At 39.6% G+C, this 14,269-nt stretch carries 13 protein-coding genes; 9 read left to right on the top strand and 4 right to left on the bottom strand.

Features of this window, described 5'->3' with window-relative positions; genetic code table 11:
* Positions 1 to 14 precede the first annotated feature (14 nt).
* The 9 genes from PAND9192_RS03590 to cobB all read left to right on the top strand — a co-directional run bounded on the left by PAND9192_RS03590 (position 15) and on the right by cobB (position 9,693).
* Entirely contained in the window at positions 15 to 506 is a 492-nt protein-coding gene (locus PAND9192_RS03590; RefSeq protein ID WP_087852571.1) for a DUF3305 domain-containing protein, read from the top strand.
* The gene (locus PAND9192_RS03595) at positions 496 to 1,221 is read left to right on the top strand and encodes a DUF3306 domain-containing protein (protein ID WP_159458198.1); all 726 of its coding nucleotides are present in this window, start codon (positions 496 to 498) and stop codon (positions 1,219 to 1,221) included. Before PAND9192_RS03590 ends, PAND9192_RS03595 begins: the two co-directional genes overlap by 11 nt.
* Positions 1,222 to 1,518: 297 nt before the next feature.
* Positions 1,519 to 3,198 carry a 4Fe-4S binding protein gene (locus PAND9192_RS03600; RefSeq protein ID WP_087852573.1) on the top strand — a complete coding sequence of 560 codons (1,680 nt, stop codon included), beginning with the start codon at positions 1,519 to 1,521 and terminating at the stop codon, positions 3,196 to 3,198.
* Between the two features lie 24 nt (positions 3,199 to 3,222).
* Positions 3,223 to 3,825 (top strand): TorD/DmsD family molecular chaperone, encoded by a 603-nt coding sequence (locus tag PAND9192_RS03605; RefSeq protein ID WP_087852897.1) that lies wholly within the window; start codon positions 3,223 to 3,225, stop codon positions 3,823 to 3,825.
* A 66-nt stretch (positions 3,826 to 3,891) separates the two neighbouring features.
* On the top strand, positions 3,892 to 4,089 hold the full coding sequence (locus tag PAND9192_RS03610; RefSeq protein ID WP_087843606.1) for a twin-arginine translocation signal domain-containing protein: 198 nt from the start codon (positions 3,892 to 3,894) through the stop codon (positions 4,087 to 4,089).
* Between the two features lie 12 nt (positions 4,090 to 4,101).
* The gene (locus tag PAND9192_RS03615; protein ID WP_087852574.1) at positions 4,102 to 6,960 is read left to right on the top strand and encodes a formate dehydrogenase subunit alpha; all 2,859 of its coding nucleotides are present in this window, start codon (positions 4,102 to 4,104) and stop codon (positions 6,958 to 6,960) included.
* An 11-nt stretch (positions 6,961 to 6,971) separates the two neighbouring features.
* Positions 6,972 to 7,589 carry a formate dehydrogenase FDH3 subunit beta gene (gene fdh3B, locus PAND9192_RS03620; protein ID WP_060998055.1) on the top strand — a complete coding sequence of 206 codons (618 nt, stop codon included), beginning with the start codon at positions 6,972 to 6,974 and terminating at the stop codon, positions 7,587 to 7,589.
* Between the two features lie 120 nt (positions 7,590 to 7,709).
* On the top strand, positions 7,710 to 8,768 hold the full coding sequence (locus PAND9192_RS03625; RefSeq protein ID WP_087852575.1) for a formate dehydrogenase subunit gamma: 1,059 nt from the start codon (positions 7,710 to 7,712) through the stop codon (positions 8,766 to 8,768).
* A 199-nt stretch (positions 8,769 to 8,967) separates the two neighbouring features.
* Positions 8,968 to 9,693: a Sir2 family NAD+-dependent deacetylase gene (cobB, locus tag PAND9192_RS03630; protein WP_087852576.1), complete on the top strand. Its 726-nt coding sequence runs from the start codon at positions 8,968 to 8,970 to the stop codon at positions 9,691 to 9,693.
* Positions 9,694 to 9,764: 71 nt separating this feature from the next.
* Here the strand turns inward: cobB and PAND9192_RS03635 are convergent, their stop codons facing one another.
* From PAND9192_RS03635 to potA, 4 genes are all read right to left on the bottom strand, one after another.
* Positions 9,765 to 10,817 (bottom strand): extracellular solute-binding protein, encoded by a 1,053-nt coding sequence (locus tag PAND9192_RS03635; RefSeq protein ID WP_060998058.1) that lies wholly within the window; start codon positions 10,815 to 10,817, stop codon positions 9,765 to 9,767.
* A 407-nt stretch (positions 10,818 to 11,224) separates the two neighbouring features.
* Positions 11,225 to 11,992, bottom strand: a complete 768-nt coding sequence (potC, locus tag PAND9192_RS03640) for a spermidine/putrescine ABC transporter permease PotC (RefSeq protein WP_087852577.1) — start codon at positions 11,990 to 11,992, stop codon at positions 11,225 to 11,227.
* A complete protein-coding gene (potB, locus tag PAND9192_RS03645; protein ID WP_087852578.1) occupies positions 11,992 to 12,849 on the bottom strand; it encodes a spermidine/putrescine ABC transporter permease PotB in 858 nt (285 codons plus the stop codon). Before potB ends, potC begins: the two co-directional genes overlap by 1 nt.
* Entirely contained in the window at positions 12,833 to 13,951 is a 1,119-nt protein-coding gene (potA, locus tag PAND9192_RS03650) for a spermidine/putrescine ABC transporter ATP-binding protein PotA (protein WP_087819728.1), read from the bottom strand. Before potA ends, potB begins: the two co-directional genes overlap by 17 nt.
* Between the last annotated feature and the right edge of the window lie 318 nt (positions 13,952 to 14,269).

Consider the following 14,269-nt stretch of genomic DNA (forward strand, 5'->3'; position numbering starts at 1 on the left):
CAGTAGGAGTGAATGTGCCAAAACAAGCAGAACTTGAATTAAAGAAAAATGAACATGTTTGGCCTATTAACTTTCGCCTACAAGCAGAGGAGCGCCAAGTAGGTCGTTGGACAACATATGCGTGGACGATTGAAGATATTTGTTTATATGAAGAAGATCTTACTTCAAACATGGAAATTTCCAATATAGGTTCAGGTAACTATATGATGCCTTTAGAACTTTTCCGTGATGAGCGTATGGAATATCGTTTTAATCTAAATTCACAAAGTCCGCACTTATTTTTTATTTGTGCTGAAGAAAATGAGCAATTAAAACCGGTTTTAGTAACGGCAGCACAAGGCGTTGCTGCACGTTATATGGATGGTGATTACGTTGTTTTACATATAGAGATCCCATTAGCTATTCAAGCTTGGATGGAAGCATTTTTAGGTCGTCATGGTGAATTGTTTGAATTTAAACGCAAACGTGGTGGCGATAAGAAAAAAGGACGTTCAAGTGGCAACTAATTTTTTTGAACGTTGGTCAAGTCGTAAGTTAACGTTGGCTGAAAAGACTGAATCACTAAAATCGACCGATAATGATGTTACTGATGATGGCGATACTCATAAATCAGAGCTTATTGATTGTGAGAATACAGCAATCGATAAGATAACGAATACTGATGTTAGTCATCAATCGTCAGTAGCGGCAGATTTAGCAACAATTCCAGAGAATGCTATAACGCCAGAGCCGGTTGTTGAATTGACCATTGATGATGCTGATAAAGTGACTTATGAGTCTGGTGTCGCATCATTTATGCAACAACAAGTGACTAAATCCGTTAAGAAAGCTGCGTTGCGTAAATTATTTCATTCACAAGAGTTTAATTATATCAGTGATATGGATGATAGTACTGAAGACTTTAGCAATATGGAGGGGTTAGCCCCAGAGATTGCCTCACAAATGCGTGGTTGGATAAATACAGTTACTGAAACAGCAACAGAGAAATTAAAAGAGGATGGTCTATCAGCATTAACATCACCCCCTACGACAGTTGATGTTCTGGAATCTCTAATAGATAACGATGCCGATGTTATTACTCATACTGAAACTAATGACTCGATAGAAACAGATACTGCTATTACCGCTATAGAAGACAAGCATACTGATAATGATTTATTGGTGAATCGTTATGACAGTATAAGTGTTGATGAAGATGCAGTTCCTAAGAATAAGCGCTAATCCAATATAATCGCGTTATTAAGTAACTATAAATAAAAACAGAAATAAAAAGACACTGGGACAAAAAGGGAATATGACCAAAATCATGCATAGAGACAATTTGGCGCGTTAGTTCGCTACAAGTAAGACAAAATGTCTCATAGCTTGATGGCAACATCTGAGCGTTATGATTTTAGTTCCTTTTAGGTCATTTTATTCCGTGAAAAGTTGGATCGGTTATTGCTCTATAGAGAGTAGAAGAAAAATTATTATCTTCCCACGACACTGATTAGCGGTAGTGAGCATACAGGAATAACAATGTTAAAAAGTACATTAAATGCATTTACTGATATCAATGGTGTAGCTCGTGCTGCAGCCATTACTGGAACAGTAGAACTTACCAACCTTATTCCGCCTACAGTGACATATGAGAGTCGTGGTAATTTATTGATAATTGGTGAAGCACAACAACTCCTTAATGTTGCTGATCAGTTTTCGGCATTGAATAGTGTGACGTTACTCGCGACGGATTCAAACACTTCTGAACTCAAAACAGCCCATACGCTGTATTACAGTCAAACAGTTACCGTAAAAGGTTATCTGGGAGCATTTGATGTCCATTGTCGCATCGAACATGAGGCTAATGGACTTGAAACGAATTTAGCGAAAATAGCTATCGGACGTCAATGCTTTGATATTGTTCTTGATATGACAGCAACAGGGGTTATCAATGTTGAAATTCCTGCGGCTGGTTATTATGCATTAGGTCAACGTTCTGAAGCTCAAATTTCTGCAAAACTCGCTGCGCTGGTGGAAGAGCTTCCAGCTATGAAAGGCACATTTGATAAACCTAAATATTTTCGCTTAAATCCTGATATTTGTGCGCACTCATCACGTGGTGTAAAAGGTTGTGATCGTTGTATTGATGCCTGTCCTGCTGGTGCTTTAAGTTCAGATGGGATTGCTATTGCGATTGATCCTTATCTTTGTCAGGGCGTAGGTACATGTGCGACAGCATGTCCAACTGAAGCAATTAGTTATGCTTTACCTGATCCCCAAATTACTCAAAATTTTGTTCATAATGTCTTAGCACGTTATAAGCAAGAAGGGGGTAAAGCGCCAACACTATTACTTTATGGTGAGCGTGATACAGCTGCTGTTATAAAGGCACTTGCTGTACTTCCTAGTTCTGTTATTACGATTGCATTAGAAGAGCTAGCAACTGTTGGTATTGATACTTGGTTTAGTGCTTTAGCTTATGGTGCGCATCAAGTTCTATTAGCGACCAATACGACATACATTCCAGCGATGATTGATGCTGTTCTAACGAATGAATTAGCCATTGCTCAAAACTTCTTAACAGAACTAGGTTATGAGTCTGAACGTATTTGTTTATTTGATTTTGCTGATAGCGCTAACTTTAAAGCTTATGAGTCTGCACTTATTACTCCGATTGAAGCGGCACTTACTGGCACTAAACGTGAAAAACTATTTACTGTTCTAGAAACGCTTAATCAATCAAGTCCGTTACAACCTACGCATTCAACCGTTGCAGCTAATGCACCTTATGGTTCGGTAACCTGTAAAACTGATGATTGTACGTTATGTATGAGTTGTGTTGCTGTTTGTCCAACTCGAGCCTTACATGCTATTGGTGATCGTCCTGGATTATTATTTGTAGAACAAGATTGTATTCAATGTGGTATGTGTGAAACCGCATGTCCAGAGAAAGTAATTACTCTTGAAGCAGGTTTTAATTGGGATTGGCAAGCACGTAAAGCCGCTAAACTTGTTCATGAAGAACCTGCTGCATGTTGTATCAGTTGTGGAAAACCTTTTGCCCCAGCATCTATGGTGAAAATGTTGACAGAAAAACTTCAAAGTCATTCACATTTTCAAGGAGAAGCTATTCGTCGTTTATCTATGTGTGAAGATTGTCGTGTTCGCGATATTTTCGAAAAGATGGAACAAGATCCACAAAGTCAGGCAAGGGTATAAGGTCAGTATATGGAAAATGCAGCTATGAAATCTCACACAAATTATGTTGATCAAGACGATTTATTACGTATTGAAATTTATAACATGTTGGCACATTTATGTCGTCAAGCGCCTGCTCAATCTGTGCTTGAATTTCTTGCAAATATTGATGTTGATACAGCGCAAACCTTTCAACGCCAAACCATGGCTTCAGCTTGGCCTTTACTAAAACTAGCAGCTCAGAAAACGACATTATTGAGTGTCGAAGAAGAATATCAAGATGTCTTTATTGGCATTGGTCGTGGAGAAGTTATTCCATTTGGTTCATGGTATTTAACTGGATCATTAATGGAAATGCCTCTGGCTTATTTACGTCAAGATTTAAGACAACTTGGCTTTGAACGTGCGCAATCTGTTATCGAACCAGAAGATCATATTTCAGCGTTATTAGAAGTTATGGCTATGCTGGTGGAAGGCGGTGATGAGCATCTCCAACAAACATTTTTTAACCGTCATCTTGCACCTTGGTGTGAGAAATTTTGTACGGATTTAAAGGCAGCAAAAAGTGCAGTGTTTTATACCGCAGTTGGTGAATTAGCGTGGCAATTTCTAACAATAGAAAAAACCCGTTTCTTGGAATCCCAATAAAAAGATACTCGCTATAATAAAAAATCGACACCTGTTAATTAGCGTGGCGATCGAGGAGCAAATGCAATGAGTGAGCAAAAAACAAATAATAGTCGTCGTCAATTATTGAAAAATATTGGTTTGTCTGTAGCTGCAGGCGCTGTTGTTGCTGGAACGGCAACGACTGTTCAAGCATCAACAACTGAGACGGATAAGAAAGATCCTAAAACAAAAAAAGGGTATCACGAAACCCAACATATTCGTGATTACTACAATACCCTATAAGCGGAGCCTTAAATGAAACTAACTAAACGTTCCGATAAAGTGAGCAAAGATGAAAACCAACTAGGTATTTCTCGTCGTTCTTTTATTCGTAATTCTTCTCTTGCCGCTGCTGGTGGTGTTGCAGGTGCGAGTCTTTTTGCACCTGGTTTTATGCGTAAAGCAGAAGCTTTCCCTGAAGATGATTACAATGCACCTAAAGTTGTTAAGCGTACTATTTGTTCTCACTGTTCTGTTGGTTGTGGCATTTATGCTGAAACCCAAGATGGTGTATGGACCCATCAGGAACCTGCTTTTGATCATCCTTTTAATGCTGGTGGGCATTGTGCAAAAGGGGCTGCGCTACGTGAACATGGCCATGGTGCCAAACGCGTAAAATACCCAATGAAATTGGTTAACGGTAAGTGGAAAAAACTGAGCTGGGAGCAAGCATTAGACGAAGTTAGCCAGCAAGTGCTAAAAATTCGTGAAGAATCAGGCCCAGATTCCGTTTACTTTTTAGGTTCAGCGAAGCATAACAACGAGCAAGCGTACTTATTTCGTAAAATGGTGTCGTTATGGGGATCGAATAATGTCGATCACCAAGCACGTATTTGTCACTCAACCACGGTTGCAGGTGTTGCAAATACATGGGGCTACGGAGCGATGACCAACTCGCTGAACGACATGCATAACTGTAAGTCGATTCTGTTTATTGGTTCAAATCCAGCAGAAGCTCACCCAGTAGCAATGCAGCACATTCTGATCGCTAAAGAAACTAACAGCTGTAAGATTGTTGTAGTTGATCCGCGTCGTACCCGTACTGCGGCAAAAGCTGATCATTATGTTTCACTACGTCCTGGTACTGATGTTGCGTTTGTTTGGGGCGTGCTTTACCACATTTTCAATAATGGTTGGGAAGACAAAGAGTTTATTCGTCAACGTGTTTACGGCATGGATGAAGTGCGTGAACAAGTTGCGAAATGGAACCCGAAAGAAGTTGAGCGTGTAACTGGCGCACCAGAAGATCAAGTTTACCAGACAGCGAAAATGCTTTCTGAAAACCGTCCAGGTTGTGTTGTTTGGTGTATGGGGGGTACTCAGCATACGACAGGTAACAACAACACCCGTGCTTACTGTATTTTAGAACTTGCACTTGGCAACATGGGTAAGTCAGGCGGTGGTGCAAATATCTTCCGTGGTCATGATAATGTACAAGGTGCTACTGACTTTGGTGTGCTTTCTGACAACTTACCGGGTTATTACGGCTTGTCTGAAGGTGCTTGGAAGCACTGGGCACAAGTTTGGGATATTGATTACTCATGGCTACAGGGCCGTTTTGATCAAAATACCTATAACGGTAAAAAACCAATGAACAGCGCAGGTATTCCAGTATCTCGTTGGATTGATGGCGTTTTAGAGAACAAAGATAAGATTGAACAACGCGATAATATTCGTGCAATGTTCTATTGGGGTCATGCTGTTAACTCACAGACGCGTGGTCCTGAAATGAAAACTGCGATGGAAAAACTGGATATGATGGTTATCGTTGACCCATACCCAGGTGTTGCTGCAGTAATGAATGGCCGTACTGATAACGTCTATCTTTTCCCTGCAACCACACAATTTGAAACTTATGGCTCAGTAACGGCAACTAACCGTTCGATTCAGTGGCGAGATCAGGTTATTGAACCGTTGTTTGATGCCAAACCCGATCATGAAATCATGTACTTATTAACTAAGCGCCTTGGATTCTCTGAACAATTATTCAAACACATTAAAGTTGAGAATAATAAACCAAATATTGAAGACATTACTCGCGAATACAACAAAGGTATGTGGACAATTGGTTACACAGGTCAAAGCCCTGAGCGACTAAAAGAACACCAACAAAATTGGGGTACGTTTGATTTTACCACACTTGAAGCGATCGGTGGACCTGCTAATGGTGAGACTTACGGTTTACCGTGGCCATGTTGGGGTACACCAGAGATGAAACACCCAGGTACGCATATTCTTTATGATACCTCTAAAACTGTTGCACAAGGTGGCGGTAATTTCCGTGCTCGCTTTGGTGTTGAACGTAATGGGGTAAGTTTATTGGCGGATGATAGCTACTCATTAGGTTGTGATCTAGAAGATGGCTACCCAGAATTTACCGCGAAGATGCTTAAGCAACTTGGTTGGTGGGATGAATTGACAGCAGATGAGAAAGTGGCAGCTGAAGGTAAAAACTGGAAAACAGACCTTTCTGGTGGTATTCAGCGAGTAGCAATTAAACACGGTTGTATTCCTTACGGTAACGCAAAAGCACGTACTGTGGTTTGGACATTCCCAGATGCAGTGCCAATCCACCGTGAGCCATTGTACACACCACGTCGTGACTTATTACCAGAATACCAAACGTGGGACGACAGCAAAGCGATGTTCCGTTTGCCAACACTTTATAAGTCAATTCAAGAAAAAGACGTATCAAAAGAATATCCAATTATTCTAACGTCGGGTCGTTTGGTTGAATATGAAGGTGGTGGTGAAGAAACACGTTCAAATCCATGGCTAGCTGAACTTCAAAAAGAAATGTTTGTAGAAATTAATCTCAAGGATGCTAACGATATTGGCATTCGTGATGGTGATATGGTGTGGGTTGAAGGCGCAGAGAAGGGACGTATCAAAGTAAAAGCAATGGTAACGCCGCGTGTACGTGAAGGCTTGGCATTCTTACCATTCCACTTTGGTGGTGAGTTTGAAGGTGTGAGTTTACGTGATCGTTACCCTGAAGGTTGTGCGCCTTTTGTGTCTGGTGAGGCTGCAAATACTGCGACAACATATGGTTACGATCCTGTAACTCAGATGCAAGAAACCAAAGTTACTTTGTGTAAAATCACTAAAGCGTAAGGAGTCACCTGATGGCACGTATGAAATTTCTTTGTGACTCTAAGCGCTGTATTGAGTGCAATGGTTGTGTAACAGCTTGTAAAAATGCTAACTCAGAAGCGGTGGGTTGGGGGATTCAACGTCGTCGCGTTGTAACCTTAAACGACGGTCTTCCAGGGGAAACATCAATCTCTGTAGCTTGCATGCATTGTAGTGATGCGCCGTGTATGGCTGTGTGTCCGGCAGATTGTTTTAGCCAAACAGAAGATGGCATTGTGCAGCACGATAAAGACTTATGTATCGGTTGTGGTTATTGCTTATTTGCTTGTCCATTTGGTGCGCCACAATTTCCAAAGCAAGATGCGTTTGCTGAACGTGGAAAAATGGATAAGTGTACTTACTGTTCAGGTGGTCCAAATACGGAACCTGGTTCTGAAAAAGAACGTCTGCTTTATGGTGCAAACCGTATTGCAGAAGGTAAATTACCAATGTGTGCTTCAATGTGTTCGACGAAGTCATTACTTGCAGGTGATGCTGAAAAAATCTCCGAAATTTTCAGTAAGCGTGTTGTTGCTCGTGGTGCAAAAGATGCGGGCTGGGCAAGTTCTGATGATTTAGCTTACGACGCGAGCAAAGTTCGTAAAGCTTGATCACCTCAAATAGGCTTTAAAAATAAATTTTAAGCCTATTTATAGACTTGTTGTAATAGTTAGGCATACCAGGGGTTTGGTATGCCAATTAATCCGCTTTCTGAGTGGACAGGAGCTGTAATGACTAAGCGAATTCAACGCTGGTTAACTATCATGGTTACCGCATTAATGATGCTGTTTTCGGTACCCACTATGGCAAGTGGTAGTGATGCAACAACATCAGGTGAGTCCGTAGTAAAAAAAGAAGTGATTGGCTTTGCTGGTGCTGATTATTGGCGGATGGTAAAAGACGGTGAAAAAGGCTATACCACATCAGGTTGGCCTGAACATGATGTATTAATCAGTGTGCCTGGACAAACATGGTATATCCTCAAAGAAAAATGGATGTCGCCACTTGGGGCATTAGCTATTTTTGGAAGCCTTGTGATGGTGACATTAGCTTATGTCGTCATTGGCCCACTTAAGTTAAGTAAACCTAAAACAGGTCGTAAGATAAAGCGCTGGAGCCGTATTGATAGAGCCTTGCACTGGAGTATGGCTTTTACGTTTCTAACGTTAGGATTCAGTGGGTTAACGCTCGTTTATGGTAAACATTTTATTAAACCTATTGTTCCTACTGAAATCTGGGGTTGGATCATTCTTGCTGCCAAGCAATACCATAATTATATGGGACCTATTTTTGCGATTCTATTACTGGCTGTATTAGTTAAATGGTGGCGTAAAAGCACCTTTAACAAAGTTGATATTGAATGGTTTAAGAAGATGGGCGGTATGGTGGGTAAACATAAAGGTTCGCACCCATCTGCTGGTTTCTCTAATGGCGGTGAGAAAGCTATCTTTTGGTTACTGATTATTTTTGGATTTTCGATTACCGTCAGTGGCTTTATATTAGATTTCCCTATTTTTGATCAAACTCGTCGTGATATGGAGTTATCTAACTTACTTCATATGTTATCAGCACTGATTTTAATCTGTGGCTTTATATTCCATATCTATATTGGTTTATTTGGTATGGAAGCGGGACTTGATGGCATGGTCACGGGTGATGTTGATGAAACGTGGGCACGTGAACACCATAATCTATGGTTTGATGAGGTAAAAGATTTACCTGAAAACCAACCGGGTTACGAGCCGGAAAAAGTATTGTCAGATAAACCTAAGCCATCAACGGATAGTTAACGGTTAAAGAAACAGTAAATAAAAAGCCGATCGGCATTCAATAAAGAATGTGGTCGGTTTTTTTTGAGCATAATTTAATATTAATAACAATCTATTATTCCTCATACTAACGTCTAATAAAAAACTCCGTTAAACCATATAAAATCAGTGGTATAAATAGACTAAAGGTTAATTACTACTACCACTAAAGGATGCTGTTATGTTATTTCCTTACAAAAATATTGTCGTGCTAACAGGAGCGGGAATTTCTGCCGAGTCGGGGATTCGTACTTTTCGTGCAGCTGACGGGCTATGGGAAGAGCATCGAGTGGAAGATGTTGCAACCCCAGAAGGCTATCAACGCGATCCTGAATTAGTACAAGCTTTTTATAATGCGCGTCGAGCACAGATTGAAGATGGATCAGTTGCCCCGAATGCAGCTCATTATGCGCTTGCGAAGTTAGAAGCCGAATTAGAGGGTACAGTAACGATTGTGACTCAAAACATCGATAACCTGCACGAGCGCGCAGGTAGCCACAATGTGATCCATATGCATGGCGAGCTTTTGAAAGTGCGTTGTTGTGAATCTGGGCAAACAATAGAATGGCACGGTGATTTACACACAGAGGATCATTGCCACTGTTGTCAATTAGCAGCGCCACTACGACCTGATATTGTATGGTTTGGAGAAATGCCTATTGATATGGATAAAATTCATGATGCGATTGTGAAGGCGGATTTGTTCATAGCAATTGGCACATCAGGTAATGTTTATCCCGCCGCAGGATTTGTACATGAAGCATCATTGCAAGGTGCACATACTATCGAGCTTAATTTAGAGCCGAGTAATGTTGAAAATGAATTTGAAGAGAAGCGTTATGGTAAAGCTTCTATATTGGTGCCTGCTTATGTTGATGAGCTATTAAAAGCCCAACAGCAAAAATAACAGTACAGATATAATAAAAAACCGAGCTAAAAAGCTCGGTTTTTTTGGTTATGATTAACTAAACGTCGCGATTATTCGCCAGCTTTTAGTTTTTGGAAGTATTCTTCGTATACTTCGCTCATAGGACCAACACTGTTCTGCCATTCACCTGCATCCATTACCGCTTGTGGTGGGTAGATGCTTGGATCGTTTACAAAGCTTGCTGGTAACAGCTTCTTCGCAGCTTCTACAGGTGTAGGGTAACCAATTTGTAGCGCAATTTTTGCTGCAATATCAGGACGAAGTAAGAAATTGATCATCTTATATGCGTTATCAACATGCTTAGCATTGATTGGAATTGCTAAGCTGTCCATCCAGAAAATTGCACCTTCTTTTGGCCATACGATATCAATTGGAGCGCCTTCTTTACGCGCCATGTATGCCGAGCCATTCCAAAGCATACCTAATGGCGTTTCACCAGCCATGTATGGGTTAGCAGGGAAGTCAGAGTTAAATACCAATACGTTAGGCATTAATTTCTTAAGTTCTTCATAAGCAGCTTTAATTTGCTTAGGATCACGAGTATTACCAGAATAGCCTAGCTTACGTAATGCAACTTGGAACACTTCACGTGCATCGTCCATCATCATTAACTGACCCTGCCACTTAGGATCCCATAAATCAGCCCAGCTAGTGATTTTTGATTTATCAACTACATCTGTATTAACGCCGATACCTGTAGCGCCCCAAATGTAAGGGATAGAATAATTATTGTTTGGATCAAAAGGTTTATCTAAATAGTTTTTACCAATACCAGCAAAATTAGGGATCTTTGATTTATCGATCTTCTTCAGCATGCCTTCCTTACTCATTTTAGAAACGTAGTAAGTTGAAGGAACAATTAAATCGTAGCCTTTATCATAAGTTTTTAACTTAGCGTACATGGTCTCATTCGACTCATAAGTCGAATAAATTACTTTAATACCGGTTTCTTTTGTGAACTGCTCTAGTACATCATTAGGGATGTATTCAGACCAGTTATAAAAGTATAACTTATTACTATCTGAATCTGCAGCAGTGGCAATGTTTGAATACATTGACACAGCACAAACCGCACCGGCCATCATTAAAGACCATTTTTTCATTGTTGTTAGCTCCTAACTAAACAGGATATCGAGAATGTTCTCTAGCGGCTGTAACCGCTTCTCCTAATTTTGTGTCGTTTATAAGGCACTTTAAAAGAGCGTGCTTTTTAAACAAATATGAATTGGTATACGAAGCTAGTATAGCAGATAAAATCTTACCGCCATCACAAATATAAGTGGTTAGAGAAGATATTTATCTTCAGAGTATTGATATATAACAGATACTTAACCTTTGCATAATATTGTTATACAAATAAAGACAAAATATGAATACACTCGAGACCTATTTAGAACTGAATGCGCTCAAAGCATGTTTAAATAGAGACGTGAAGAGGGGAATAGTTTACATAAAAAAATGGCTAACTTTAAGTAAGTTAGCCATTTAATCGCAGTCAAAAACGATAATGTTATTTTTTTTCTCTTGCAAGCAATTGCGAACAAATTACAAGGAATAGTGAGATGATTAGCATAATAGTTGCTAATGCATTAACCTCTGGTGAAATGCCAACTTTAACCATCGAGTAGATTTTTAAAGGTAAAATTTCATAACTAGGTCCTGTAACGAATGAACTCACAATTACGTCATCAAGTGATAATGTAAAGCTTAATAACCAGCCAGCTGCAACAGCAGGCTTAGCTAGTGGTAGAATAATCTGTTTTAGAATTACCCACTCACTCGCACCTAAGTCACGTGCAGCTTCAAGCATTTTAACATCAAAGCCTTTTAAACGACTGTATACAGTTACTACAACAAATGGCAAACAAAAAGTAATATGCGATAGTAATAACGTTAAGAAACCAAGGTTTGCACCAATCAATAGGAACAATGCTAATAACGAAATTGCCATTACAATATCAGGGGACATCATCACTAAAAATAGCATGCCTGATACGAACTTCTTGCCTTTGAAGTTATAACGAAATAGAGCAACAGCCGTTAAACTACCTATTAATGATGCAGCTGTCGCTGAAATCACTGCAATCGTAATCGAGTGTCCAGCGGCTTGCATCAAACTATCGTTATTGACTAGCTCGCTATACCATTTTGTTGTAAAACCGCCCCATTTCATACCAAACTTACTGGCGTTAAATGAGTTAACAATTAATATAATGATTGGAGCATACAAAAATGCATAGACCACTGACATAAAGCTGAATTTAAACAAACGTCCCATTATTCAAGCTCCACTTTTTTGTTCAGCAATTTTCCTGCACGATAATAAGCATATAGCATAATTGCCATTGCTAACGTTAGTGCAATACTGGTCGCAGAGCCAAAAGGCCAGTCACGTGCGTTGAGTACCTGACTCTTAATCACGTTACCAATCAGCAAGTTTTTCGCACCACCAAGTAGGTCTGCTACATAGAACATACCTAAAGCTGGTAGCAACACTAATAAACAACCAGCAATAACACCAGGCATTGTCAGTGGGAAAATAACTCTAATAAACGTTTGAAACTTATTCGCACCTAAATCTCGAGCAGCTTCGATATAGTTATTATCAAGTTTTTCTATTGCTGAGTACAAAGGTAACACCATAAATGGCAGCAAAATATAAACTAGGCCAATCATTACTGCATATTCGGTGTACATAATACGCAAGGGCTTATCAATAATATCTAAGTACATCAATGCATTATTTAGAATACCACGCGTACCAAGCATTAGCTTTAAGCCATATGTACGGATTAGCGAGTTAGTCCAAAAAGGAACAATAACCAAAAACAGCATAAATGGACGCCATTTTTCAGGCATCTTTGCAATGGCATACGCAAAAGGATAGCCAATTAATAAGCATAATAACGTTGCTGTAATTGCCATATTAAATGAATGCAAAAGTACTTTCGCATACATTGGATCGAAAAGACGCTCGTAGTTATCTAACGTGAACACCATTTTGATCAAGTTTGCATCATCACGGGTTAAAAAACTCGTGCCGATAATCATTAGGTTGGGTACAAATACGAATAATAGTAACCAACTTACAACAATCGTTATGATAATGTTTTGGAGATTAAACTTCTTGCTCATCAGCTAGCACCACTTCCCAACTTTCAACCCAAGTAATGGCAACTTTTTGATCAAGAGAGTGGTCTACGTCAGGATCATCTTCGTTGAAGAATTCACTAACCATTACCGATTTTCCTGAATCTAGCTGTACCACAGAATCAAGCGTCATACCTTTATAAGTACGTTCTTTAACTTTACCTAAAATGCCTGTCGTCTGATCGCCATTATGAATTTCTTCAATACGAATATCTTCAGGACGTAATAGCACTTTCACTTTATCGCCAATAGCAACATCAAGTTCACAGTGAATTAAAGAATGACGACCTTCTACATCTGCCATAATGCGCTTGCTGTCTAAGCGTTCTTTAACGGTAGCATCAAATACGTTGATCTCGCCGATAAAGTGAGCAACAAATAAGTTAGTCGGCTCTTCGTAAATCTCACGAGGGCTACCATCTTGTTCAACATAACCATCGCGCATTACGATGATACGGTCAGACATTGAAAGTGCCTCTTCTTGATCGTGAGTTACAAAAATAAAGGTAATACCAAGTTTCCGCTGCAGTTGTTTTAGCTCTAGCTGCATTTGTTTACGTAATTTGTAATCAAGTGCAGAAAGTGATTCATCAAGTAAAAGAACTTTTGGTTTATTAACAACGGCACGCGCAATCGCAACACGTTGTTGCTGACCACCGGACAATTGATGAGGTTTACGAGGGGCAAATTTATCAAGTTGCACCATACGCAATGCTTCCATTACTCGAGGTTCAATATCACTCGATGGCACTTTTTGCATGCGTAAACCAAACGCGACGTTCTCAAACACTGTCATATGTGGAAACAGTGCATAACTCTGAAACACCGTATTAACGAGACGTTGTTCAGCGGGAATGTCAGTAACATCTTTGCCATCAATTGTGACTTGCCCATTATCAGCAGTCTCAAAACCAGCAATTAGACGAAGTACTGTGGTTTTGCCACAGCCTGATGGACCTAAAATGGTTAAAAATTCACCATCGTTTACGTTTAGGTCCAAACCTGTAATGATTTGCTTACCGTCAAAGCTTTTGCTAAGACCCTTCAGCTGAATTACAGGTTTCTTAGATGTTTTTGCAACGTTCAATTCTACGTTATCTCCACCGTGGGACTGTTTGGTTAAGCCCCAATATTTTGGCTAAAATTAGGGGCGCATAATAGACCTGTAGTCTTTCAATTTAAAGCGTTTTCTCATTAAATTTATAGATTAATTGCTACTTTCATTAATGATAGCACGTTGATTCCTAGCAAGATGGTTGCTATTACAAATAATACTGAAAAAATAAATTACTATAAAAACAATAATAGTAATGTTTGTTTTTAAGCCCAAAAATTTATTGTTTATGTTCAATCATAGCTGATGGGTTTTATTATAAAACCCCTAAAAAAGGGCTGTTATTGTCTT

Source organism: Photobacterium andalusiense (assembly GCF_900185625.1).
Taxonomy (GTDB): domain Bacteria; phylum Pseudomonadota; class Gammaproteobacteria; order Enterobacterales; family Vibrionaceae; genus Photobacterium; species Photobacterium aquimaris.